General features: G+C 55.0%; 25 protein-coding genes. 16 read left to right on the forward strand and 9 right to left on the reverse strand.

What is annotated here, in order from left to right; translation table 11 throughout:
- Positions 1-16: 16 nt before the first annotated feature.
- Positions 17-2,197 (reverse strand): type II secretion system secretin GspD, encoded by a 2,181-nt coding sequence (gspD, locus tag QZ766_RS06500; protein WP_297199049.1) that lies wholly within the window; start codon positions 2,195-2,197, stop codon positions 17-19.
- 37 nt (positions 2,198-2,234) lie between these two features.
- A complete protein-coding gene (locus QZ766_RS06505) occupies positions 2,235-2,741 on the reverse strand; it encodes a type II secretion system protein N (RefSeq protein WP_297199052.1) in 507 nt (168 codons plus the stop codon).
- Positions 2,742-3,131: 390 nt separating this feature from the next.
- Here QZ766_RS06505 and QZ766_RS06510 point away from each other — a divergent pair, with 390 nt between their 5' ends.
- The 4 genes from QZ766_RS06510 to QZ766_RS06520 all read left to right on the forward strand — a co-directional run bounded on the left by QZ766_RS06510 (position 3,132) and on the right by QZ766_RS06520 (position 4,595).
- On the forward strand, positions 3,132-3,326 hold the full coding sequence (locus QZ766_RS06510) for a hypothetical protein (protein ID WP_297199055.1): 195 nt from the start codon (positions 3,132-3,134) through the stop codon (positions 3,324-3,326).
- Between the two features lie 62 nt (positions 3,327-3,388).
- Positions 3,389-3,619 (forward strand): hypothetical protein, encoded by a 231-nt coding sequence (locus tag QZ766_RS23055; protein WP_366509376.1) that lies wholly within the window; start codon positions 3,389-3,391, stop codon positions 3,617-3,619.
- A 193-nt stretch (positions 3,620-3,812) separates the two neighbouring features.
- Entirely contained in the window at positions 3,813-4,130 is a 318-nt protein-coding gene (locus QZ766_RS06515) for a DUF1493 family protein (RefSeq protein WP_297199058.1), read from the forward strand.
- A 141-nt stretch (positions 4,131-4,271) separates the two neighbouring features.
- The gene (locus QZ766_RS06520; RefSeq protein WP_297199061.1) at positions 4,272-4,595 is read left to right on the forward strand and encodes a hypothetical protein; all 324 of its coding nucleotides are present in this window, start codon (positions 4,272-4,274) and stop codon (positions 4,593-4,595) included.
- A 12-nt stretch (positions 4,596-4,607) separates the two neighbouring features.
- Here QZ766_RS06520 and QZ766_RS06525 read toward each other — a convergent pair whose 3' ends face one another.
- Together QZ766_RS06525 and QZ766_RS06530 are read right to left on the reverse strand one after the other, a co-directional pair.
- Positions 4,608-5,414 carry a DUF4225 domain-containing protein gene (locus QZ766_RS06525; RefSeq protein WP_297199064.1) on the reverse strand — a complete coding sequence of 269 codons (807 nt, stop codon included), beginning with the start codon at positions 5,412-5,414 and terminating at the stop codon, positions 4,608-4,610.
- A gap of 617 nt (positions 5,415-6,031) precedes the next feature.
- Positions 6,032-7,714: an aspartate:alanine antiporter gene (locus QZ766_RS06530; protein ID WP_297199067.1), complete on the reverse strand. Its 1,683-nt coding sequence runs from the start codon at positions 7,712-7,714 to the stop codon at positions 6,032-6,034.
- 257 nt (positions 7,715-7,971) lie between these two features.
- Here QZ766_RS06530 and ybjM point away from each other — a divergent pair, with 257 nt between their 5' ends.
- Positions 7,972-8,349 (forward strand): inner membrane protein YbjM, encoded by a 378-nt coding sequence (ybjM, locus tag QZ766_RS06535; RefSeq protein WP_297199070.1) that lies wholly within the window; start codon positions 7,972-7,974, stop codon positions 8,347-8,349.
- 17 nt (positions 8,350-8,366) lie between these two features.
- Here the strand turns inward: ybjM and QZ766_RS06540 are convergent, their stop codons facing one another.
- A complete protein-coding gene (locus QZ766_RS06540) occupies positions 8,367-8,630 on the reverse strand; it encodes a GrxA family glutaredoxin (RefSeq protein ID WP_297199072.1) in 264 nt (87 codons plus the stop codon).
- 185 nt (positions 8,631-8,815) lie between these two features.
- Here QZ766_RS06540 and nfsA point away from each other — a divergent pair, with 185 nt between their 5' ends.
- The 9 genes from nfsA (at position 8,816) to rlmC (ending at position 17,355) form a co-directional block, all read left to right on the forward strand.
- Positions 8,816-9,538, forward strand: a complete 723-nt coding sequence (gene nfsA / locus QZ766_RS06545; RefSeq protein ID WP_297199075.1) for an oxygen-insensitive NADPH nitroreductase — start codon at positions 8,816-8,818, stop codon at positions 9,536-9,538.
- Between the two features lie 57 nt (positions 9,539-9,595).
- Positions 9,596-10,498 (forward strand): 30S ribosomal protein S6--L-glutamate ligase, encoded by a 903-nt coding sequence (rimK, locus tag QZ766_RS06550; RefSeq protein ID WP_297199078.1) that lies wholly within the window; start codon positions 9,596-9,598, stop codon positions 10,496-10,498.
- Positions 10,499-10,581: 83 nt separating this feature from the next.
- A complete protein-coding gene (locus QZ766_RS06555) occupies positions 10,582-11,058 on the forward strand; it encodes a YbjN domain-containing protein (protein ID WP_297199081.1) in 477 nt (158 codons plus the stop codon).
- Positions 11,059-11,446: 388 nt separating this feature from the next.
- The gene (potF, locus tag QZ766_RS06560) at positions 11,447-12,559 is read left to right on the forward strand and encodes a spermidine/putrescine ABC transporter substrate-binding protein PotF (protein WP_297199084.1); all 1,113 of its coding nucleotides are present in this window, start codon (positions 11,447-11,449) and stop codon (positions 12,557-12,559) included.
- Between the two features lie 141 nt (positions 12,560-12,700).
- Positions 12,701-13,834 (forward strand): putrescine ABC transporter ATP-binding subunit PotG, encoded by a 1,134-nt coding sequence (gene potG / locus QZ766_RS06565; RefSeq protein WP_297199087.1) that lies wholly within the window; start codon positions 12,701-12,703, stop codon positions 13,832-13,834.
- Positions 13,835-13,847: 13 nt separating this feature from the next.
- Positions 13,848-14,798: a putrescine ABC transporter permease PotH gene (gene potH / locus QZ766_RS06570; RefSeq protein WP_297199089.1), complete on the forward strand. Its 951-nt coding sequence runs from the start codon at positions 13,848-13,850 to the stop codon at positions 14,796-14,798.
- On the forward strand, positions 14,795-15,640 hold the full coding sequence (gene potI, locus QZ766_RS06575) for a putrescine ABC transporter permease PotI (protein ID WP_297199091.1): 846 nt from the start codon (positions 14,795-14,797) through the stop codon (positions 15,638-15,640). Before potH ends, potI begins: the two co-directional genes overlap by 4 nt.
- Before the next feature lie 72 nt (positions 15,641-15,712).
- The gene (locus QZ766_RS06580; RefSeq protein ID WP_297199094.1) at positions 15,713-16,186 is read left to right on the forward strand and encodes a YbjO family protein; all 474 of its coding nucleotides are present in this window, start codon (positions 15,713-15,715) and stop codon (positions 16,184-16,186) included.
- A 41-nt stretch (positions 16,187-16,227) separates the two neighbouring features.
- Positions 16,228-17,355, forward strand: coding sequence for a 23S rRNA (uracil(747)-C(5))-methyltransferase RlmC (gene rlmC, locus QZ766_RS06585; RefSeq protein WP_297199097.1), 1,128 nt, complete (start codon positions 16,228-16,230; stop codon positions 17,353-17,355).
- Between the two features lie 3 nt (positions 17,356-17,358).
- Here rlmC and QZ766_RS06590 read toward each other — a convergent pair whose 3' ends face one another.
- The 4 genes from QZ766_RS06590 to QZ766_RS06605 all read right to left on the reverse strand — a co-directional run bounded on the left by QZ766_RS06590 (position 17,359) and on the right by QZ766_RS06605 (position 21,385).
- Positions 17,359-18,435: an acyltransferase family protein gene (locus QZ766_RS06590; RefSeq protein ID WP_297199100.1), complete on the reverse strand. Its 1,077-nt coding sequence runs from the start codon at positions 18,433-18,435 to the stop codon at positions 17,359-17,361.
- A 9-nt stretch (positions 18,436-18,444) separates the two neighbouring features.
- Positions 18,445-19,254: an ATP-grasp fold amidoligase family protein gene (locus QZ766_RS06595; RefSeq protein ID WP_297199103.1), complete on the reverse strand. Its 810-nt coding sequence runs from the start codon at positions 19,252-19,254 to the stop codon at positions 18,445-18,447.
- Between the two features lie 55 nt (positions 19,255-19,309).
- Positions 19,310-20,557 carry an oligosaccharide flippase family protein gene (locus tag QZ766_RS06600; RefSeq protein ID WP_297199106.1) on the reverse strand — a complete coding sequence of 416 codons (1,248 nt, stop codon included), beginning with the start codon at positions 20,555-20,557 and terminating at the stop codon, positions 19,310-19,312.
- Positions 20,558-20,704: 147 nt separating this feature from the next.
- A complete protein-coding gene (locus QZ766_RS06605) occupies positions 20,705-21,385 on the reverse strand; it encodes a hypothetical protein (RefSeq protein WP_297199109.1) in 681 nt (226 codons plus the stop codon).
- 1,179 nt (positions 21,386-22,564) lie between these two features.
- Between QZ766_RS06605 and QZ766_RS06610 the strand changes: the two genes are divergently transcribed.
- Together QZ766_RS06610 and QZ766_RS06615 are read left to right on the forward strand one after the other, a co-directional pair.
- Entirely contained in the window at positions 22,565-23,278 is a 714-nt protein-coding gene (locus QZ766_RS06610) for a response regulator transcription factor (protein WP_297199112.1), read from the forward strand.
- Positions 23,275-24,750 carry an ATP-binding protein gene (locus tag QZ766_RS06615; protein WP_297199116.1) on the forward strand — a complete coding sequence of 492 codons (1,476 nt, stop codon included), beginning with the start codon at positions 23,275-23,277 and terminating at the stop codon, positions 24,748-24,750. The genes QZ766_RS06610 and QZ766_RS06615 overlap by 4 nt, the downstream gene beginning before the upstream one ends.
- Positions 24,751-24,771: the final 21 nt, after the last annotated feature.

Below are 24,771 nucleotides of genomic sequence, written 5' to 3' on the forward strand. Positions count from 1 at the left end.
AGCAGTTTGCCCTTCATTATTCCGCCACTTCCCGGGCGAATGCGGCGATGTTGCTGTGAATGTAGCTCACCGACTGGCGGCCGCTCTGGCCGCTGCCGGAGAGGCGCGTGTCGAGGGATTTCACCAGTTCCGGATTCTCGCCCTGCTGATCTTCTTTAAAGCTGGCGTACTGCCCGGAGGTCAAATCGTTGTAGCGCTCCTGCACGCGGATGATGTGCGGGCGGATAAACAGCATCAGGTTGCGCTTGGTGTCGTTGCGGGAGGTGTAGCGGAACAGGCCGCCGATCCACGGAATGTCACCCAGCAGCGGCACTTTGCTGACGCGGTTATTTTGCTCGTTGTCCAGCAGGCCGCCGATCACCACGGTTTCGCCGTTTTCCACCTGCACCACGTTGTTCACGGTGCGGATGTTAAATACCGCCCCGAGATTGGTGTCGATGTTTGCGGTGCTGGCATCGGTCAGGCTGGAGATCTCCTGGCTGATAAACAGCTGGACGGTGTTGCCCTGGTCGATCATTGGGCGGATCTTGAACTTGAAGCCCACGGTGCGGCGCTCGACGGTGTTAAAGATATTGTCGCTGTTGGTGGTCTGGGAACCGGTGAGGATTGGGATGTCCTGGCCGACGTTGAACTCCGCCTGGCGGTTGTCGAGGGTAACGATACTCGGGGTGGCGAGGATGTTGTTGTGCTTGTTGCTCTCAAGGGCGCTGAACAAGGCTCCCCAGTTGCCGTGGTAGAAGCCTGCCACCAGCCCGCCGGAGTCCTTGAGGGCCGAAACAATCGGCTGGTTTTCACCAAAACCGTTGGCGACGTTGGTGGCACGGTTGGAGGAACCGTCGTTAAAGCCGATGCCGCCGTTGCGCGAGTTGGCCCACGACACGCCGAGGTTGAGGCCGTCCGCGTCCTGAATTTCGACAATGATCGCCTCCACCAGCACCTGGTTGCGGCGGATATCCAGCTGGCTGATGATCGACTCAATCTCGCGCATCTCCTCTTCGGGAGCGTGGATAACCAGCGCGTTGTTGGCTTTATCCGCCTGCACGCTGACGCCCTTGAACATCGGGCCACCGCTGTTGAGGGAGGAGCCGTAGTCGCTGCTGCTCTGGGTGCTGTTGTTGGACAGCGTCTGGCTCTGTTCGCCGCGGTTGTAGCTGCCACCGGGATTATTGCCGTTACTGTTTTCCTGGCCGTCGCCGGTGCCGTTGCCCACGTCGCCGGCGTTCTGACCTTTAGTGTCGTCACTGTCGCTGTCCGAGCCGCCGTTGGAGGAGAGCAGCTTCGCCAGCTGCACCGCGTCGGCGTATTTCAGGAACACCACTTTCGAGTTGTCTTCCGCGTTGGCGACGGTATCCAGCCGGGCAATGATGCCGCGCACCGTCTGGCGGGCCTTGTCGGTGCCGTTAATCAGCAGAACTTTGGCCTGATCGTCGGCCACCACTTTTGGCCGCGAGAATTCGCTGTCCGAGCTGTTGCGGTAGATGTCGGTAACCGCTTTTTCGATGGCCGAGGGTTTGGTATTGCGCACCGGGACGATATCTACCGAGGTGCGGCTGCTGCTGTTTTTATCCAGATCGCGCACGATGGCTTCAATCGCCCGCACGTCGTCGGCGCGCCCGGTGATCAGCAGGGAGTTGCCCGGCTGATAGTAACGCACGCTGCCCACGCCCATGTTGTTGTTAAATTTATCGAGAATTGGCGCCAGCGACGCGCCGGACAGGTTCTCCATCGGCACCACGCGCACCACGATCTCCGCGCCGTTAAGGGTGTTCTGCGGCGAGGTGAGCGCCGCGCGCTCGCCTTTTTCCGACGGCACCACTTTCAGCACGTTGTTGGCGGTGGTGATCACCGTATAGCCGTAGACATCCAGTACGTTCAGGAAAAACTGATAGTACTGATCGGCATCAAATTGATCGTAGCTGCGAACCGACACTTCACCTTTAACCTGGGAGTCAATGATAATGGTTTTATGCAGGTTTTTGCTGACGATATTAATAAACTCGCGAATATCGGTATTTTTAAACGCGGCGGTAAAGCGCGGATTATCCGCACTGTTTGCTGTGTTATTCGGGGCTGGATTGACAGCGGTGGAGGCGTCTTCTGCGGCAGCGTGCTGACAAACAAAAGGCGGAAAGATAAAGCATGAATATAAAGCAAGGGATAATAATTTCCGATGCTTTGACGACGTCATCTTGTTCATAAACATCATATTCTTATACTGTACTTATGTATTGAATTCACTCGACAAACATTAACGCAGTGCAGTGACCATCTTTTCTGATTATCACCCGATCGGAGAGGATTCTGGCTATTTCCCCACCACTGTTGGTCAAAGTGTCACCCTGGCTAAAAAGCTGCTGTTGCCCTGCAATATCAATGACGGCAACGGAAAATTGTTTTTGCGTACTGATCACCAGCGCCCGCACGCTGGCGCCTGTATCTGCTTTCGGGACCGTGAGGTAGAATGCGTCTGATTCCTCGGCCCGACATGCGCCTATGTTATTGTTATCGCTGGTTTCTACAACCGGCGCCTGCTTTACGCCGAACAGCTGCATCTGCGCGATTTCGCTGATGTCCTGCGCCAGCGGCCAGCGTTTTTCCTGCGCGGTAGCCGCGGGAATATTGCCAGGCCGCGCGCTGAAAATAAGCAAACTGATGCACATTAAAACCGCTAAAAATGACGCCAGCCCGATAATGAAAAAGGCTTTTTTGTCAAAAAGTAATAACCATGGAAAACGTTCCATATGCGCAATTGCCGTCCTAAGTACATTCATTAGTATATATAATTAACGTGGATTAGATGTCAAACGGAAATGACAGTGTAATAGACGTAGCTTTATTGACGTTTTCGCGCTTTGGCAGCTGCTTTTTTGTAAAGAATAGCGGAGGGGAGGCGTTGGCCTGTTTATTCCACAATAACGGTGAGTGAATAAAGGGAATAAGAAATAACTATTTGTTATGAGGATGCGTGGAGAAGGGTGGACGGTTAAGACCTGGAAATTATGCTGAGCTTGTGAACGGCGGCGGCAGTATAAATTCTTTTGTGGGTTTCGCGGGCTTCTTACTTGTTCGTGTATAGACGGCATTGGTTCATGACTTTAGGATGTCGTTAAATCATACAGCAGGGACAGTTTATGAGCCTACAGGCAGGGGAAGGGACGCTGCGCCGGATGACGTTGGGCGAGATTGTGATGGCTGCTGGTTATTTTCAGGAAGTACATAAGCTACGGGATATTCCCCGTTTTTCATACAAATCGTCGGATGTTCACTATGAAAAAAGGGATGTTGCTGGCTGTGGTGCTTCTGCTGACAGGCTGTCCCGGGCCTAGCGATCGAAGTGTCGATCGTGAACCGGCGGCGGCCTTTATTCGGGGGGAGTGCTGTTTGCGTGGTGTCATCGCTGGAGCCTGGAGAGCGAATCACGGCCGTTCAAATCCGCGGTGGTAACGGCGACGTCTTACATAAGGATTTCGATGACGGGCCTGTTTATGTTCCCAGGGGCGACTGCCTTCCCGTATTCGGATTTAGATTTACCTCCGGTGAACGATATTTTTTTGCCTGGGATGTTCAATCTGAGCAGCGGGCGTCGTATTTAGTCACGGCTGAAATTTTGTATCCTTAAGCGTAAAAGAAATGACCTCATTTTCTTCTGACGAGTTCCCGGCGGGGATGTAAGGAAAGGACCTGAAGCCTAAATACAGCTCAAGCGGGTCAGGTCTGCGTTGCGGATTATGAAGGGGCAGCATTCAGTGAACCGCTCCCAGCATGCAAGGGCGTTGAGGATGAACGCTGTAAATACAATGTAGGTACTTTTGATGCGTATAGAACAAGATATCGTCAACTTTGTTTACGAGCGCCACAGCGGGAGAAGGTACTTCTTCTTTGGCGAGCGGCCTCCTGTCAATTTTGATACCGAACTCACCGAAGGTGGACTAAAAGTCGCCTTCGAGGATGCAGAGGAATCACTCGCTGAGTATTTTGAAAAATGGAGCGTAAAACTTAATGGCTTTGATATTCTTCACTATTTTGATCCTGAGTTCTTTGGCTCTAAAGAACCTGTTAGAGGACTAAAGCCATTATATGTATGGATGCTTGTTGATAGTGCTCAGGCTGGGGAGTGGCTGTATGATTAAATCAAAATCAGGCACCCCCACAAATTCACGTAGGCGGTCAGAGCGGCGTAAAACGAGATTTATACCAAAATGCTGCTTTAAAGCGATAGGGTAGATTGGTATGGTGTTGTTACTGAGTGATGCCCGGTAAGAGACGCTGTAATGAAGAACGAGATCAACGAGAGTCAGTTAAGGGAATACGGATTTACGGAAAAAGAAATATCCCGCCTGCGTGAGATACTGACGCGCCCAGAGAGTAAAAAGGATTCTTATGCCACTCTGCTGGAAAACCTTAGCAAACGCTTCCTGGCAAGCATTGCTATTTTCGTATTTGTACTTTTTTTGGCTCTGCTTTTTGTATTGGCCGGGCGTATCAATGCCATCGCTTTTTCGCTGACATTCATATTTATATTTTTAGTGCTCTATGTTGTGACGCCCGTTCCTGTTGCATGGAAAGCTTATAATGCCCTGAAAAAAAAGAGATGAATTATCATCTTCTCACTTTTCTTCGTGGTTTAAGTTTTTTCCTATTTTGACGCCGCTCCATGTTGCTTTACCGGCCTCAATTAGAAGAGCAGGTTTGCCTAATGTATTAATCTTCCTGTAATAATCGCCGGGCAGATATGTGAATAGCCGCATTGCTTCTGGTTTTAATGCTAGCTTAAAGAGCCCATAAAATGACGTGCTCAAATCCACCATTTGATAAGCAAGAGTACCTAACTTTCTGTCAAACCCCATAAATTCGGCGCTATCACCATATACATTCTTTACAGGGTTTTGAGGGTTACTTTCGCCTGATAGCTTTTCTATATTTTCATAGAGAGATCCAGCACCATTAGCAATAATGGTCGCTCCGGCAAGGACACCTATCACATTTCCAGAGAGTAGAGAAGGTAGTGCAATCCCAATCCCAATAAAAATCTGCATACCACTTAACACGACACCGATCCCATCAATAACATAGCCAATAACTTTTTCATTCTCTTTATAGAATCGAACGGAGGCCGTAAGCACGGCTTCTCCGGTACGCAGCATCCTGTCCTGAATTAACAGGTGATCCCGCTCCTGTTGGATAGTGCGAATGCATTGCTGGCACTGTTTATCATCGTTGCTATGTCGGATGATCTCCATTTGATGATAAGCATAATTTCGAACTTCATCCTGAAATCGCACGCGGGTGAGAGCATCCTTAAGATGCGTTGAAGATACGGCGAAAGCCACGTTCATAAGGCCACTAATCTCAGCCCTGGCCATTGTCAGGAAATAGTTTCTGAAACGCGGCTGCCCTGGAATGAATATGTCCATTTTTACTATCCGTAAAGTTCAATAACATAAGGGGAAATTACAAAACAATGAAGCGGAAGCACGATATCAATTTACAAGCCTACTATAGGCTTTTATGTAAAGTCCAAGTGATGATGTTTTTTTGAACATAGCAAATAACATAGTAACCCGGCAAGGAGTTGAGCGCAGTGAACTGAATTTGGCCCTCTGGACGAGTGGTGATGCGCGGGGCAACAGATAAGCCGTAGAATACCCCATTGCTTTACAAGAAAATCGTCAAGGCAGAGATGCTTTACTTATGAAAAATGAATGTTATTGACTGTTGTACTTCTCTTAACGGTGTGCCCGGCCTGACCATTAAAGGATCGATCGTAAATCGGTGACAGCTTTCATACAGAAGTGAAGAAGGATAGGGCCTGAAGGGATACGGCTAAGCCGGTCGCATCTCACTGACAGATCATGGATGTGCTTAAATTCAGACAACAAAAAACCCATCAACCTTGAACCAAATTGGCGGGGTTGATGGGCTCCACAAAATGGGGACATCAAAGAAAAGCAGTGGCATTACTTATGACTGCCTCCCGGCATAAAAGTTCTGCGTATCTCACATTTTTTTATGCCTTCCGTTAACTTCAGGCTTATCCGAGTCCCGGCCAGATAATCACGATCAGCGTCCCCGCTAGCGTCAGCAGCACGTTGGCAATCGCGTAGGTGCCCGCGTAGCCCAGCGCCGGGATGTTGCTGCGCGCCGCGTCGCTGATGATTTCCATCGCCGGAGCGCAGGTGCGCGCGCCCATCATGGCGCCAAACAGCATGGCGCGGTTCATGCGCAGCACGTAGGCGCCGAACAGGAAGCAGATCACCACCGGTACCAGACTGACGATAAGGCCGGAGACCAGCATCTGGCCGCCAATGGCGCCGACGCTGCCGATGCCGCTGCCGGCGCTCAGGCCGACACCGGCCATAAACACCATCAGGCCGAACTCTTTCACCATGTTCAGCGCGCCCTGCGGGATATAGCCGAAGGTCGGGTGGTTGGCTCGCAGGAAGCCGAGCATGATCCCGGCGAACAGCAGCCCGGCGGCGTTGCCGACGCCGAAGCTGAAGGAGCTGAACTGGAAGGTGATCATGCCGATCATCAGGCCGACGATAAAGAAGGCGCAGAACGCCAGCAGATCGGTGACCTGGCTGTGGATGGAGATAAAGCCAATGCGGTCGGCGATGCTCTTCACCCGGCGCGCGTCGCCGCTGACCTGCAGCACGTCGCCCTTGTTGAGCACGATATTGTCGTCAATCGGCATCTCAATCTGGCTGCGGATCACCCGGTTGAGGAAGCAGCCGTGATCGGTGAGCTTGACCTGGGCCAGACGGCGTCCGACCACGTTGTGGTTTTTGACCACCACCTCTTCAGTGACGATGCGCATGTCAAGCAGGTCCCGGTCAAACACCTCTTTGCCGTTGCGGAAGCTGGCATCAAGGCGCGCGTGTGCGTCGGGATAGCCCACCAGCGCGATGTCGTCGCCCATCTGCAGTACTGCGTCGCCGTCGGGACTGGCGAGGATGCCGTTGCGGCGGATGCGCTCGATGTAGCAGCCGGTCTGGCGGTAGATGCCCAGCTCGCGCAGGTTTTTGCCGTCGGCCCACGCCACCAGCTCTGGTCCGACGCGGTAGGCGCGAATAATCGGCAGGTAGACTTTACGCTTGGAGTCAGTGTCCAGGCCGCGCTCGCGGGCGATTTGCTGGGCGCTGGTCTGCAGATCGGTGTGCTGCAGCTTCGGCATGTAGCGCGCGCCGACGATAAGGCTGACCAGCCCGACCAGGTAGGTGAGGGCATAGCCGAGGCTCAGGTGATCCTGGGTGATAGCCAGCGCTTCACCCGCCATCCCCGAGTGGCGCAGAGTATCTCCGGCGCCCACCAGCACCGGCGTAGAGGTCATGGCGCCCGCCAGCATCCCGGCGGTAAGGCCGATATCCCAGCCGAACAGCTTGCCCAGCCCCAGCGCAATCACCAGCGCGGAGCTGACCATCACCAGCGCCAACATTAAATAGTTTTTACCATCGCGGAAGAAAATCGAAAAAAAGTTAGGCCCCGCTTCGACGCCAACGCAGAAAATAAACAGCATAAAGCCGAGGTTTAATGCATCAGTGTTAATACTGAAATGCTGCTGGCCTAATAACAGAGAGACCACTAAAACTCCAATGGAATTACCCAGTTGGATAGAACCTAAGCGTAATTTGCCAAGGCACAGGCCGAGCGCCAGTACCACAAATAATAACAGGATGTAATTCCCGTTTAACAAGTCTGCGACGTTTATATTCACGAAAGCTAACTTCTTGTTTACTAGTAAGTTGTTGAAATGAGTGATTATTTGGGCTAATGTTTTTCCCGCGATCGCCATAAAAGACAAAGTCGGGTTAAACCTGATAATCACTTTCAAATAAAGTCGGTAGTTTAATCGTTCCTGGTTAATCCGGCTAGTAACAATCGTTTTGTACGTATGCTGTCCGGCAGGGAGTGCCGGGATCTTTATCTCACCGTAAGTTAGCGTTGTTTGATAGAGGCAAGTCAGGAGGAGTTTTGAGATCGGAACGTGGCTGGCCGGGCGTAATCTGCTGTTTTGTGCTTTTTATCGCCGTATGTTTATTTTTGTTAATCAATAAAGATGTCGCCATCATCCGCTCGCCGGGTCACCGCGAGTTTGGGCTGCTGCTGTTTATCATTCCGGGCGTGATTTCGGGACTGCTGGCGTCGGAGCTGGCGTTGCTGAAAACCCTTCTCGGGGCGATGCTGGCAGTGCCGGTGTGTCTGCTGATGATTCGCTGGGTGATTGAAGTCCCGCGTTCGCTGTGGCAGGAGCTGGCGTGGCTGTCGAGTGCCGTATTCTGGTGCGCGCTCGGGGCGCTGGTATGCGAGTTTATCTGGACGTTGTACAGTGCGAAACGCGGGCGTGAATAAGCCGCCCGCGGTATCAATCAGGCATACAGGCCGAGGTTAGCCTTGGCCCAGGCTTCAAAATCGGTGAAGCCGCCGATGTGCTGCTGGTCGACAAAAATCTGTGGGACGGTTTCAACCGGCTTGCCCACGGTTTTCTGCAGATCTTCTTTACTGATGCCTTCTGCATGAATGTCCACGTAGCGGTAGTTAAAGTCTTCGCGCTCGCTGGTCAGCTTCTCGGCAAGTTCCTTGGCGCGGACGCAGTACGGGCAACCTGGACGACCAAAAATAACGGTAAACATATTGACTCTCCTGAATGCTGTCACGGTGCCTTTCGGCGAATAGGGTCCATTGTGCCGGGCATGCGTCGCCAGTAAAAGAAGGTTCTGCCTTTCGTTTCGATGGTTTAGGGCTATGTTTTGCCAAATACAGCCGTCCAGGCCGTAACTATACTGGTGTCTCACTTTCTTTCTGACCGGGAAAAAACATGACGCCAACCATTGAGCTGCTTTGCAGCCACCGCTCTATCCGCCAGTTTACTGACCAGCCCATTTCCGATGAGCAGCGCGAAGCCATTATCAACGGCGCCCGGGCCGCATCGACGTCAAGTTTCCTGCAGTGCACGTCCATTATCCGCGTCACCGATCCGGCGCTGCGCGAAGCGCTGGTGCCGCTGTCGGGCGGCCAGCAGCACGTGGCGCAGGCCGCCGAGTTCTGGGTATTCTGCGCCGACTTTAATCGACACCTGCAAATTTGCCCTGACGCCCAGCTCGGTCGCGCCGAGCAGTTGCTGCTTGGCGCGGTGGATACCGCGATCATGGCGCAGAATGCGCTGGTCGCCGCAGAATCCCTCGGGCTCGGCGGGGTCTATATCGGCGGCCTGCACAACCATATTGAAGAAGTGGGCGAGCTGCTCGGGGTGCCGAAGTACGTGCTGCCGCTGTTCGGCCTGTGCCTCGGCTGGCCCGCTGACAATCCGGACGTCAAGCCGCGCCTGCCCGCGACGATTCTGATGCACGACAACCGCTATCAGCCGGTAGACGAAGCCGAGCTTGCGCGCTACGACGAGCAGGTGGCGCAGTACTACCTTTCTCGCGACAGCAACACCCGCCGCGACACCTGGAGCGACCACATTCGCCGCACCATTATTAAAGAGACGCGCCCCTTCATCCTCGCCTATCTCCACAAACAAGGTTGGGCTATCCGATAAAACCGCGCGGCGGTATGATACGCAGGAACTTTTAGGGCCATCACAACGAGGTCAAGGGTGAAAATTGCCATTTTGTCCAGGGACGGTACGCTCTGGTCCTGCAAACGTCTGAAAGAGGCCGCGACGCGCCGCGGCCACCGGGTTGAGATCCTCGACCCGCTCTCCTGCTATATGAATATCAACCCGGCATCGTCGTCCATTCACTATAAAGGACGCCAGCTGCCGCATTTCGATGCGGTGATCCCGCGCATCGGCTCCGCCATTACCTTTTACGGCACCGCCGCGCTGCGCCAGTTCGAGCTGCTGGGCAGCTATCCGCTCAACGAATCGGTGGCGATTACCCGCGCCCGGGACAAGCTGCGCTCGCTGCAGCTGCTGGCCCGCCAGGGTATCGATCTGCCGAAAACCGGCATTGCCCACTCCCCGGATGATACCCGGGATCTGATCGCCATGGTTGGCGGCGCGCCGCTGGTGGTCAAGCTGGTGGAGGGCACCCAGGGTCTCGGCGTGGTGCTGGCGGAAACTCTGCAGGCGGCGGAGAGCGTCATTGACGCCTTTCGCTGCCTCAACGCCCACATCCTGGTGCAGGAGTATATCCAGGAGGCGAAAGGGCGGGACATCCGCTGCCTGGTGGTGGGTGATGAAGTGGTTGGCGCCATCGAACGGCAGGCAAAAGAGGGCGAGTTTCGCTCCAACCTGCACCGCGGCGGCGTGGCGACCGTAGCCGAGATTACGCCCCAGGAGCGGGCTATCGCCATCAAAGCCGCGCAGACGCTGGGGCTCGACGTCGCGGGCGTTGATATCCTGCGCGCCAGCCGCGGCCCGCTGGTGATGGAAGTCAATGCTTCGCCGGGCCTTGAGGGCATCGAGAAAACCACCGGGCTCGACATCGCAGGGCGCATGATCCAGTGGGTCGAGCGCCAGGCGAAGCCGGACTTTTGTCTCAAAATGGGCGGATAGCCGCCGGCGCATAGCGCCGGCGCGCTTTTTTGCGTAAGCTATGGCGGTTTTATTTTCTTACACAGCAAGAGGTGACCGCTACCATGGATTCACTCGTCGTCCCGGGTCTGGACACGCTGCGTCAGTGGCTCGACGAAATGGGTATCAGCTTTTTTGAGTGCGATACCTGTGAGGCGCTGCATCTGCCGCATATGCAAAATTTTGAGGGCGTTTTTGACGCCAAAATCGACCTGCTTGACGGCGTGGTGCTGTTCTCCGCGCTTGCCGAAGTGAAACCCTCGGCGCTGCTGCCGCTGGCATCGGATCTCTCGTCGATTAACGCCAGCTCGCTGACGGTGAAGGCGTTTCTGGATATTCAGGACGATAACCTGCCGAAGCTGGTGGTGTGTCAGTCGCTGTCGGCGAACGTGGGGATAACCCGATCGCAGTTCGAGGCGTTCTTCCGCCAGAGCGAAGAGCAGATCTCGATGGTGATTCTGGAAGCCGGCTCTCACGACATGCTGTTTCGCGGCGAAGAAGAGCCGGTCCAGGAACAGCCGCTGCTCCATTTTCTCCACTGAGTCTCTCTTTTTCGCCGTGCAGCCGCCCCCCGCGGCTACACCTGTGCTGATTTATCCCTTCCCTGAAGAACAATTCACTATGATTGCCGCCGACTCCCGGCAGGCAATTCAGCGATCCCGGCCAAAAAATTGATAAAAACTGCTTTTGCTGCCGGGCTATCGCTCCCGGCGGCGGCTACAGTTATTCTGGCAACGCCTAATAACTTAACGTAACTATTACCACAACTTAACAAGGTGATAGCGCGCAAGCGGCTGGCCCCGCCCTCGAGTGCCGGGAGACATCGGCACCATTTCTCTGCCGGCTGACAAAAGATGCACGGTTTTTGCATACGCAGAAATATCGCTATTTTTGTTTTACCTATCAACGGACGTGGAGAAGGAAAGAGATATGACCGCCCTGAACAAAAAATGGTTAACTGGCCTCACCGCCGCTGCGCTGCTGGCAGCCTCCGCCGCCTCTCAGGCTGCAGATCAGAAAACCCTGCATGTCTATAACTGGTCTGACTATATCGCCCCGGACACCCTCGCCAATTTTGAAAAAGAGACCGGCATAAAAGTGGTGTACGACGTGTTCGATTCCAACGAGGTGCTGGAGGGCAAGCTGATGGCCGGCAGCACCGGCTATGACCTGGTGGTACCGTCGTCGCAGTTCCTCGAGCGCCAGGCCGAAGCCGGTATTTTCACGCCGCTGGATAAGAGCAAGCTGCCAAACTACAAAAATATGGACCCGGAGATGCTCAAGCTTGCGGCGGAAAACGATCATGAAAATAAGTACGGCATCCCCTACATGATGGTCACCACCGGCATCGGCTACAACGTTGATAAGGTCAAGGCGGCGCTGGGCAAAGACGCACCGGTGGACAGCTGGGACCTGATCCTCAAGCCCGAGAACCTTGAGAAACTGAAAAGCTGCGGCGTCAGCTTCCTCGATGCGCCGAGCGAAATTTACGGCACTGTTCTGCACTATCTTGGTAAAGATCCTAACAGTACAGATCCGAAAGACTACACCGGCGCGGCCAACGATCTGCTGATGAAGCTGCGGCCGAACATCCGCTATTTCCACTCCTCCCAGTACATCAACGACCTGGCTAACGGCGATATCTGCGTGGCCATCGGCTGGTCCGGCGACATCTTGCAGGCGGCGAACCGCGCGAAAGAAGCGAAGAACGGCGTCAACGTTGCCTACAGCATTCCGAAAGAGGGGGCGCTGGTTTACTTTGACATGTTCGCCCTGCCGGCGGACGCCAAAAATAAAGATGAAGCCTACCAGTTCCTCAACTACCTGATGAAGCCGGACGTTATCGCCAACATCAGCAACCACATCTACTATGCCAACGCCAACAAAGAGGCCACGCCGCTGCTGAGCAATGAGGTGCGCAGCAACCCGGGCATCTATCCGCCAGAGGCTATTCGCAGCAAGCTGTTCACCCAGAAGGTGATGCCGCCGAAAATCGACCGGGTGATCACCCGCGCGTGGACCAAAGTGAAAACCGGCAAATAGCGTTCGTAATAAGATGCCGCGGGCATCTGCACCAGCGCGGTGCGGATGCCCGAACCAGACCGATGTCCCGCACCATTTTGGGGATAACCGTACGGCAACCGGGCCGTACGCCCGTGAGATTTATACCGGAGAGCCGCTGAATTGAACGACGCCATCCCACGTCCGCAGTCCAAAGCCAGCAAGGCGCTGACCCCGCTGCTGGAGATCTGCAACCTGACCAAATCCTTTGACGACCAGCGCGCCGTCGACGACGTGAGCCTGACTATCTACAAAGGAGAAATTTTTGCTCTGCTCGGGCCCTCCGGCTGTGGGAAATCCACGCTGCTGCGCATGCTGGCAGGTTTTGAGCAGCCGACCGCCGGGCAGATCGTGCTCGACGGCGTTGACCTTTCGCAGGTGCCGCCTTACCAGCGGCCGATTAACATGATGTTCCAGTCCTACGCGCTGTTTCCGCACATGACCGTTGAGCAAAACATCGCTTTCGGCCTGAAGCAGGACAAGCTGCCGAAAGCCGAAATCAGCGTCCGGGTGGCAGAGATGCTAAGCCTGGTCCACATGCAGGAGTTCGCCAAACGCAAGCCGCACCAGCTCTCCGGCGGCCAGCGCCAGCGCGTGGCCCTGGCCCGCAGCCTCGCCAAGCGCCCCAAGCTGCTGCTGCTCGATGAACCAATGGGCGCGCTGGATAAAAAACTGCGCGACAGAATGCAGCTTGAAGTGGTGGATATTCTGGAGCGCGTCGGGGTGACCTGCGTCATGGTCACCCACGATCAGGAAGAGGCGATGACCATGGCCGGGCGTATCGCCATCATGAACCGCGGGAAATTCGAGCAGATTGGCGAGCCTGAAGAGATTTACGAGCATCCGGCTACCCGCTACAGCGCAGAGTTTATCGGGTCGGTCAACGTCTTCGAAGGCGTGCTTAAAGCGCGGGAAGAGGACAGGCTGGTGATTGACGCCCCGGGCCTGGTGCATCCGCTCAAGGTGGATGCCGATGCGTCGGTGGTGGATAACGTGCCGGTGCACATCGCCCTGCGCCCGGAGAAAATCATGCTCTGCGACGAGCCCCCGGCCAGCGGCTATAACTTTGCCGTCGGCGAGGTGACGCACATTGCCTATCTTGGCGATCTCTCCATTTACCACGTGCGGCTCAACAGCGGGCAGATAATCAGCGCCCAGCTGCAAAACGGCCACCGCTTCCGCCGGGGCCTGCCGACCTGGGGCGACGAAGTGCGCCTGTGCTGGGATGCGGACAGCTGCGTGGTGTTGACGGTTTAGGGGAGGGCGCACCATGAGTACATCACTACCGCCCGCGGGCGAAAAACCGCAGGCTGCCGGAACCTGGCTGGCCAGAATGCAGATGCGGCACGGGCGCAAGCTGGTGATTGCCCTGCCTTATTTGTGGCTTATTCTGCTGTTTCTGCTGCCGTTTTTAATCGTCTTCAAAATCAGCCTCGCGGATATGGCCCGGGCTGTCCCGCCCTATACCGATCTGCTGGAGTGGGCGGACTCCCAGCTGACGATGACGCTGAATATCGGCAACTATCTGCAGCTCACCGACGATCCGCTGTATATCGAAGCCTACCTCCAGTCGCTGCAGATGGCGGGAGTGTCAACGCTGTGCTGCCTGCTGCTGGGCTACCCGCTGGCGTGGGCGATTGCCCACAGCCGCCCGTCGACCCGCAACATTCTGCTGCTGCTGGTGATCCTGCCGTCGTGGACCTCGTTTCTGATCCGCGTATACGCCTGGATGGGCATTCTCAAGAGTAACGGTATTCTCAACAACTTCCTGCTCTGGACCGGGGTTATCGATCAGCCACTGGCGATCCTGCACACCAACCTGGCGGTCTACATCGGTATCGTTTACGCCTACCTGCCGTTTATGGTGCTGCCGATTTACACCGCCCTGACGCGTATCGACTACTCGCTGGTGGAGGCATCGCTGGATCTCGGCGCCCGGCCGCTGAAAACCTTTTTCAACGTCATTGTGCCGCTGACTAAGGGCGGCATTATCGCCGGCGCGATGCTGGTGTTTATTCCGGCGGTAGGGGAGTTTGTGATCCCGGAGCTGCTCGGGGGGCCGGACACCATCATGATAGGCCGCGTGCTGTGGCAGGAGTTCTTCAATAACCGCGACTGGCCGGTGGCCTCTGCGGTGGCAATTATCATGCTGCTGCTGCTGATCGTGCCGATCATGTGGTTCCACAAGCACCAGCAAAAACAGATGGGGGAAAACGGATGAACAACTTGCCGGTGGTTCGCTCGCCGTGGCGCATTCTGATCCTGATTATCGGCTTCACCTTCCTCTATGCGCCGATGCTGATGCTGGTTATTTACTCGTTTAACAGCTCGAAGCTGGTAACGGTGTGGGCCGGGTGGTCAACCCGCTGGTACGGCGAGCTGTTCCGCGATGATGCGATGATGAGCGCGGTGGGGCTGAGCTTAACGATTGCCGCCTGTGCCGCCACCATGGCCTGCGTGCTGGGGACGATTGCCGCCGTGGTGATGGTGCGTTTCGGCCGCTTTCGCGGTGCTAACGGTTTTGCCTTTATGATCACCGCCCCGCTGGTCATGCCGGATGTGATAACCGGCCTGTCGCTGCTGCTGCTGTTCGTGGCCCTCGGCCATGCCATTGGCTGGCCGTCGGATCGCGGTATGCTCACCATCTGGCTGGCACACGTCACCTTCTGTACCGCCTACGTGGCGGTGGTGATCTCCTCGCGCCTGCGCGAACTGGATCGCTCCATTGAGGAGGCGGCGATGGATCTCGGCGCTGCGCCGCTGAAGGTGTTTTTCATCATTACCCTGCCGATGATCATGCCGGCGGTGATTTCAGGCTGGCTGCTGGCGTTTACCCTCTCCCTCGACGACCTGGTGATCGCCAGCTTCGTTTCCGGTCCCGGCGCTACCACGCTGCCGATGCTGGTGTTCTCCAGCGTGCGGCTGGGCGTAAACCCGGAGATTAACGCCCTGGCCACGCTGATCCTCGCCGTCGTGGGGATCGTCGGTTTTATCGCCTGGTATCTGATGGCCCGCACAGAAAAGCAGCGAATGCGCGACGTCCAGCGTGCAAGACGCGGCTAAAGCACCTAAAATTCGAAACGTTGCGTTATCGTCTCCTCCACCCGGGGGAGACGTTTTCATGGAAGGCCACACGTGCGACTGTTTGCGAAATCACGACATTCCCATGCCCGACTGAATGTACCGACGCTGGTGCAGGTGGCGGCGTTCGCTATTATTCTCATCCGCGCGCTGGATCTGCTGATGGTGCTGAACCTGCTCGGGCTGCGGGGCATTGAGGCGTTTGTCCTGCGCAGCGTGCAGACCTGGTCGCTGACGCTGGTCTTTCTCTCCAGCCTGGTGCTGGTGTTTATCGAGATCTGGTGTGCGTTTTCGCTGATTAAAGGCCGCAATCCGGCGCGCTGGATTTACCTGGCGACCCAGATTATTGCCACCACTTATCTGTGGTCCGCTTCCCTCGGCTACGGTTATCCCGAATTGTTCAGCATCGCCGGGGAGTCGAAGCGCGAGATCTTCCGCTCGCTGGTGATGCAGAAGCTGCCGGATCTGCTGGTGCTGAGCCTGCTTTTTGTTCCTGCTACCAGCCGCCGCTTTTTCCGGCTCCAGTAAGGGTGGTACAATCCCCGCCCCCGAATTTGTAAGGTTTCTTTATGCAGTGCGCGCTCTATGACGCCGGCCGCTGTCGCTCCTGCCAGTGGATTGAACAGCCCCTTTCTCAACAGCTTGAGGCTAAAAGCCTTGATTTACGCCAGCTGCTGGGCGACGCGCCCGCCGCCGAATGGCTTCCTGCCGTCAGCGGTCCCGAGAAAGAGTTTCGCAACAAAGCCAAGATGGTGGTCAGCGGCAGCGTTGAAAGGCCGCTGCTGGGGATGCTGCATAAAGACGGCACTCCGGAAGATCTCACCGATTGCCCGCTCTATCCCGCGAGCTTTGCCCCGGTTTTTGAGGCGCTTAAACCCTTTATCGCCCGCGCCGGGCTGACGCCCTACAGCGTGGCCCGCCGGCGCGGCGAGCTTAAATATCTGCTGCTCACCGAAAGCCGCCTCGACGGCGGCATGATGCTGCGCTTCGTGCTGCGCTCGGAAGCTAAAATTGCCCAGCTGCGGGCGGCGCTGCCCTGGCTGCAGGCGCAGCTGCCGCAGCTAAAAGTGGTTAGCGCCAATATTCAGCCGGTGCACATGGCGATTATGGAAGGGGAGCAGGAGATCTTTTTCACCGAGGCGCAGGCCCTGGCGGAGCGCTTCAACGACGTGCCGCTGTGGATCCGCCCGCGCAGCTTCTTCCAGACCAATCCGGCGGTTGCCAGCGCGCTGTACGCCGCGGCGCGGGACTGGGTGCGCGCGCTGCCGGTAATGCATATGTGGGATCTGTTCTGCGGCGTCGGCGGCTTCGGCCTGCACTGCGCCACCCCGCAGATGCGGCTGACCGGGATCGAGATCTCGCCGGAAGCCATCGCCTGCGCCCGTCAGTCTTCCGGAGAACTGGGCCTGAGCAACCTGCATTTTCAGGCGCTGGACTCCACGCAGTTTGCCACCGGACAGGGCGCAGTGCCTGAGCTGGTGCTGGTTAACCCGCCGCGGCGCGGCATCGGCAGGGCGCTGTGCGACTATCTGAGCGCAATGGCACCGGCCTATATCATCTACTCCAGCTGTAACGCCCGCAGCATGGCCGACGACATCTCCCGTCTGCCGGACTACCGCCTGGCGCGGGTGCAGCTGTTCGATATGTTTCCGCACACCGCGCACTATGAGGTGCTGACGCTGCTGGTGCGCCGGTAAACGCTACGCGGTTGCGGGAGCTGGGGAGCGGGCGGGCAGGATAAACAGCCAGCGGCCCGGCCCGCGATCTGCCAGCTTCCATAATGCCAGCGCCGCCCCGGCGCACAGCAGCGTCATCGCCGCCGGATAGGCCGCGGCCCAGGCGAGGGAAAACAGCGGGTGTGCAAATCCGTACCGTTCGCCGTACTGAATCGCCAGCATGCCGAACAGCTCAATCAAAATGCGGTGCAGCACGTAGATCGGCAGCGTAATGCGGCCCAGCCTGTTGAAGCGCTGCATCGGCAAGTGGGCATTCAGCGCGCGGCAGCCGGCAATAGCCAGCAGTATCGCCAGCGCGGACGCGAAGAGATTATGCGACAGTCCGGCTGCGTGCAGCACCAGCGCCCCGCTGATAAGCAGCAGCCACGCGGGAATATGGCCTGTCCGCGCCTGGCTGAGAGAAATGACTCTTGCTGAGACGCAGGCACCCAGTGCGAAATAGATAAAATAGAGGCACAGGCTCTGCGGGCCCCAGCCGGGAACCAGCTTGAGGGCCGCGGCGGTATTGAGCAGCAGGCCCAGCGCCAGTAGCGGCCCGGCTCGGCCTTTACCCAGTTTTGCCACCAGCAGATAGCCAAACAGGGCGTAGATATACCACGCGCTGCTCATGCCTTTCAGGGTCAAACCGATCAGCGCAGAGAGCGAACCGGCATAAATAGCGTTGGTATTGGGCGATATTTGCTCGCCGGTAACGGCGTGAATGATCGACTGCACCGCCAGCCACTGCAGCAGGCACCAGAGCAGATACAGATACAGCAGATTTGCCAGCCGACCGCGGGCCAGCTCCCGCCACGAGCGGGTGAAAATACTGCGCCGGGCCAGAAGTCCGGAAACAAAAAAGAATGCTGGCATCCGGAAAGGGGAGAGGTGCGCATTGAACGCTTCCCAGCAGAGTGCTATCTGCCTGCCAGCGGAAAGTGAGGGAACGGTACTGGCGAATCCCGGCTCGGTCACGTGAAACAGCACCACCAAAAGAATACAGGCGGCTTTCAGGGTGCTGACCCAGCCGATATCGCCGTGTTGCAGCGGTTTATTCTCCATGAGCAATGATTATATTTTCTGCGGCAGCTGCCAGTGCTGGCCCATCAGCACATCCAGCTCTTCACCAAACCCGGTAACGTATCCTGCGGCGGGCGTCAGGGTAATTTCACTGAAATACAGCGCCCCGTCGTGAACCAGCCAGTCGATGCGGGAATACTCCATATTGTAAGAGAGCTTGATGCTGTTGCTGAGCGCCTCGGCGGCAATCTTTTTATTCTCCTCGCTAAGCCGGTACTCGCCTTTATAAGCGGTATCAAAATTATTAACGAAGGTTGAGGAAACCGGATTTTTTTGCCGATAGCGCTCAATCACCTGCAGCACAAAGAACACCTCACCGCGCTGTTTGAAAATGTGAAACTTATAATCAACCGGCGGGTTGTCGATATCGCCAATCATCCTTTCAACCATAATTTTGCGGCTGATGTTGCGATAGTGGTATTCGCAGCTGATATTTGAAAAATCAACGTTCATCCAGCGCTTTACCTGCTTGAGGATCTGCCGGCAGCCCTCATGGGTTGGGTAATCATTGACAAAAATAATCATCCCGGAGCCGTGATTGGGTTTTATCACCGCGCGGTTGAGGTTGAGTATGTCACCCCGGAAGCTTTCAGCACTGGAGTAGACTTCAAGCAGAGGCACCAGATAGTCGGCACCGATAACCGCGCAAACATAATTACGCACTTTAAATTTGTCGGCAAAGTTGCTGTAGGCGTGTTCGTTAAAACATTGGGTGCGCTTGCGCTTGATAATTTTTTCACTAAATTTCTGAGGGTTCGACAGATTGGGGAAATGGCCAAACGCCCGGCGATACTGAATCATATCTCTGAAATACCAGGGTACAGTTTTAAATAATGAACTCACGACAACATTCATATTATCTTCCTCTGAGAGTGAATAGATGCATTTTCAAAACAGCACGCTGCTTAAAGAAATAATTAAGTACCGTCAGCGATACCAGCTCAGTAGTTACTGCCGCCCAGGCGGCGCCTGTTATTCCGTACTCCTTAACTAAATAACCCGTGATAGCGATACTAAAAACAAGGCTGAATACGGTTTTTATCGATAAGTAATAAAAGCCTGAATGGTGCATAATATAGCGATAGGTTACGCTACCCATAAATGAAAGCGTTGCGGCTATCGACAATATCATTAAAGGCTCCCTGGCGAGGGTAAACTCAGCGCCGTACAGTTTCGGGATCAGAAAGCCGCTGGCAATAATAACCATGATATTTAATGTTGCTGCCAAAACGGTAACCCAGCGCAGCAGGGCCCCGACTCTTTTCTTTGCGCGCCCGCTATCGGTTTCTGCGTAAATAGAGGCGTAGCAAGATGTTATAAACGGATTAATTAATGCTCCCGTTCCGGTAGCCAGCACGGTGGCGACAGCGTATATCCCCAGCTGAACGCTGCCGGCATAGTGATAAATAAAAAAATTCTGGCTTTGGGTATACAGCGCAATTGACAGCGACGAGAACACCAAATGCTTACCGCTGTGTAAAAAATAGCGCCGATAGTGTTTAATATCTCCTTCTGCCAGGGTTACGGCATGATTTCTGAGATACTTTCTTCTTCTTAATAAGCATGGCAATGCACTATTGACCACAATGGGTAATACCAGCCACAGCGGCTTGAGCATCAGCGTGACGACGGCAGTACGCAGTGCCAGTGTCGTAATAAGCCCGTAGCTATTGATTACCGTGTTATATTTAGACATCAACCGGGCATTATAGTAAACCGCATAAACATCCAGCGTGCTGAACAGCGCGCTTGCCGCAACGGCGGCTGAAAGAATAAAAAACGTCTCATCTTTCGCACAATAAAAGTAGATCTCAATCGGGCACGCAAGCAGTAACAATATAACCACTCTTGAATGACCGGTGGCCTGCAGGCAGCGGCTGCCGGAACGTGGATTTTTACTGACCCGGCGAAACAGCGTGCTTTCGCTCCCCCATTTTGCGATAACCTGAACAACCTGATAAACGGCAATCAGGTAGGTTAGCTGTCCCGTCAGGCCGGGACCAAGATATCGTGCAAGCCAGGCGCCGATTAAGAAAAAACCCGCCACCAGGACAATCTTCTCGACAAACATCCACAGCGTGTTAATGAGGGTTTGCTTATTCATCTGCACGTCCCTGCTTTTTTAAACGAGTGGCGCGAATTAAATCTTAATGGCGCTACAACGCGTGCTGATAGATATATTTCCCTGCTATCTCCGCCTGTTTGAAATAGTAGCGTTGAGGCTCTTCTAAAGTAAATATCCGAAAAGTCACTATTTATTTAACAATCTTGTAACATTACTAACAAGAATTTGCAGCGTGCGTTTATAAAGCAATACGGAAAGTCCGCTGATGTGAAACAGGACAAACAGCTCCTCCTTCTTTTCAATCATCAATCTTTCCTGAATGCTCTTGATCCTGTTCTTAGACGTCCCTTCAGAGATATTGAGTATTCTGGCGATCAGACCGTGGCTGGCCCCCAGGCAATAAAGTGTAAGATTGCTTTTGTGGCTGTCTTTCAGCTCCGGGAGTAACTTTTCCAGCCGTTCAATAGCGGCGGAGATCCCCGGTGAGAATTTATTTTTAAAAATGACTTTGCGATAAATGTTAGAAAATTGCCAAAGCGTTAATGCGATCCCTTCGATCACCAGTTTCGAAATAATAAAATCCCAGCGGTGGCCTTTAACGCTAATATTTTCTTCAATGATAATGCCGAAATCCAGCGCCTGCACTTCCAGTTCGAGAGCGCTTAATTTATATGAGGTTTCAAAATCAAGTGTTGGCAACCATTCGGTCAGTTGCAAATTCCCTAACAGTTTCTCGGTAAATGAGTGATTACATATCAGAAACTGACCACTATTTTCCCGCAGGCAAATAGGATCGGCTGAGAGATTTATAATCTTCTGTAGATAATGATAATATATACCTTTAGGTTCGTTGATAGTCTGATTCATCGCTAAAAGACCCTTGCTCTAAAATATCCTTAACTATTTCCAGCCTACTCTCGGCAGACTCTCGAATTGAAATATAGAAACGAGCGAACGCTCATAATTGAATCAATTATCAGAAGTAATAGAATAATTTTGCTGTGACGAAAATAATTGCTGCCAATCCTGCTGGCGACTATCAAATGTGCATCACGAGGAGGGGGCAACTTTTCGCGATGACGGGACCGGCCAGACTTCTGTCAGCAAGCTGCTGGCGGCTGGTTCCGGCAGGCATTAACATCGCCGAGCAAATTCTCCAGCCGCGGGCAGCTGCGGTCTCAGGCGGACTGCCGGAAATGCTAGCGCAGCACACAGTAAGGCAGTGCAGTAGCCAGCCCCCGGCACTGTTTTCGGCATCACCGAAAACAGTGAAGTAGTGGCGGAAAGCACCAGGTCTTTCAGTAATAAATATCCGTGGTTTGATTTTTGTTATATATGCCATATGCACCTCGTTTTGATACATGGTAAAGGACTCACTATTCTCTGCCAATATAATAATGCGTAAGGTTTAAGTTTCTTGTTTGCTATATTTTCTGGGTTTATTCTCTGCCTATTTATTCATTAATGACATCATTAGCTTAATATTGTTGATTAAATGGTTTAATCCGCTGCGTGGCGCTACCGGAAACTAAATCACCTGGCTTGCTTTCTGAATAATCTTAACTGCCGTCGTAAGATTAAATATATGGCGTCGTTTTGCTGACGCTTTTTAATAAGTAGTGAATTTTAATTATATATTAATCAAATGGTTGTGCTGTACATTGCCTTTAGCATCAGAAACTATTCAGGCTTTTTGAAAAGAAAGTGAAAAATTTATCTGGTAGAAAGCATAAATACATCCCATTGCAATGAGCCACATCGCTTTTAAGGATGAGAAAGATAGCATTTATTACCAGGACAATGCCGAGGCCATTTATCATTAATTTTTAAAAAATAGGATATTCCTCAGTATAAAATATTTATTAGGCAAATAAATCAAAGTACTTGCAGGCGGAAACAGATCGAATCCCTGTGGGCGAGCAGGAGCCGCTGAGCTGTTTGAATAGAGGTACATACAGCCTGAGGGACCACGAATATAAACAAAATGTGATCACTTGCGATCGCGACTTACGCTAAGCTGTGCAAAAGAGAGGCGACGGTGAGTTCATGAATACATTGAAAAAAATCCTGCTGGTCGAAGACGATCCGGACATTGCCGCGCTGCTGGAGCTTAACCTGCAGGATGAAGGCTATCAGATAATCCACGAAAGCAGCGGTGAGCGGGCGCTGGGGCTGCTTGAACAGCAGGTGTGGGACGCGGCGATCCTCGACATTATGCTGCCCGGTGTTGACGGGCTTGAAATCTGCCGCCGCATCCGCCGGATGGATCGCTATCTGCCGGTGATTATTATCAGCGCCCGCAGCAGCGAGGCGCAGCGGGTGCTGGGGCTGGAAACCGGCGCCGATGACTATCTGGCGAAGCCGTTTTCGGTGCTGGAGCTGGTGGCGCGCGTCAAAGCGCTGTTTCGCCGTCAGCAGGCGATGGGCGAAAGCATTCTGCTGGAGAGCGGGGCTATCGCGCTGCACGGCCTCAGCATCGATCCGCTCGCCCGCACCGTACTGCTGCGCGACGTGGCGCTGGATCTGACGCCGCGCGAGTTTGACCTGCTGTACTGGTTTGCCCGCCATCCCGGCGAGGTTTTTTCGCGTCTTGCACTGCTTGAACATGTCTGGGGCTACCAGCACGAGGGTTACGAGCACACCGTTAATACCCATATCAATCGTCTGCGGATCAAAATTGAGCATAACCCTGCCGAACCGGACATTATCCTTACCGTCTGGGGCAAGGGCTATAAATTTGCCCCCGGAGGCGGCGCGTGAGCCGCGCCATGAGCCTCACCCAGCGTCTGACGCTGGTGTTCACCGGTATTTTGCTGCTGTGCGCGGCAATCACCTGCGGCGTGCAGCTGTACAGCAGCAGTCAGTTCGGCAACGCTATGATGCAGCGCCTTTCGGCAAGCCTGGCACAGCAGATTGTCAGCCGCGAGCGGCTACTCGATGACGACGGTAAGGTCAATCAGCAAACCGTGAAGATGCTCTTCGATCGGCTGATGGTGTTTAATCCCAGCGTCGAGCTCTATCTTATCTCGCCGGACGGGCAGGTGCTGGCGGACGCCGCGCCGCCAGGTCACATCAAGCGCCAGCGGGTGGCTATCGCCCCGCTGACGCACTTCTCCGCCGGAGCAAACTGGCCGGTGTACGGCGACGATCCGCGCAGTCTTGATAAGCAAAAAGTGTTTAGCGCCGCCCCGGTTTATCAGGACGGCGCGCTGCGGGGCTACCTGTACATTATTTTGCAGGGGGAGAAGTCCAACGCGCTCGCCGACACCGCGTGGCACGAGACGCTGCGCAGCACGCTGCTGTGGTCGCTGCTGGTGGTAGCGCTCTCCGCACTGCTGGCGGGGCTGCTGGCGTGGCGGTGGGTGACGCGGCCGGTCCGCCAGCTCACCGCCCGGGTGCAGCGTCTGGATCGGGACAGCCTCGCGGCCATTAAGCAGCTGGCGCAGGAGACGCCGCAGGCGAACCCCGGCGGTGATGAGGTGGCGGTGCTGCGCAACAGCTTTATCGAACTCTCCGGGCAGGTTGCCCGGCAATGGGAGGCGCTGGCGGACAGCGATCGCCAGCGGCGGGAGTTTATCGCCAATATCTCTCACGACCTGCGCACGCCGCTCACCTCCCTGCTGGGTTATCTGGAAACCCTGACCTTGAAAGCAGACACCTTGTCGGCGGAAGAGACACGCCGCTATCTGGGTATTGCCCTGCGCCAGGGCCACAAGGTGCGGCATCTCTCCCAGCAGCTGTTCGAACTGGCAAAGCTCGAACATGGCAGCATAAAGCCCCAGCGCGAGCCGTTTGCCATCGGCGAGCTGATTCAGGACGCGGCGCAGAAGTTTGATCTGGCTATTGAGACGCGCCGGCTGCATCTGGAGGTCGAGATCCCCCGCGGGCTGCCGCTTCTGAATGCCGATGTGTCGATGATTGAGCGGGTGGTGACCAATCTGCTGGATAACGCCGTGCGCCATACGCCGGCGGGGGGCACTATTCGGCTGCGGGTGTGGCTTGATAACGGGGAGCTGCAGGTGGAAGTGGCCGACAGCGGTCCGGGGGTTGACGCCGCCCTGCAGGAGAGCCTGTTTCAGCGCCCTTCGGCGCTGGGGCTGGAGGCGATGCGCGAGGACCGCGGCGGCCTGGGACTGCTTATCGTCCGGCGGATGCTGGAGCTGCACGGCGGCGGGATCCGCCTGATGGAGGCCGCCAGCGGCGCCTGCTTCCGCTTTTTTGTCCCGCTATAAAAAACGCCCCGGGCGGGGCGT

Source organism: uncultured Pluralibacter sp. (assembly GCF_913775985.1).
GTDB lineage: Bacteria > Pseudomonadota > Gammaproteobacteria > Enterobacterales > Enterobacteriaceae > Pluralibacter.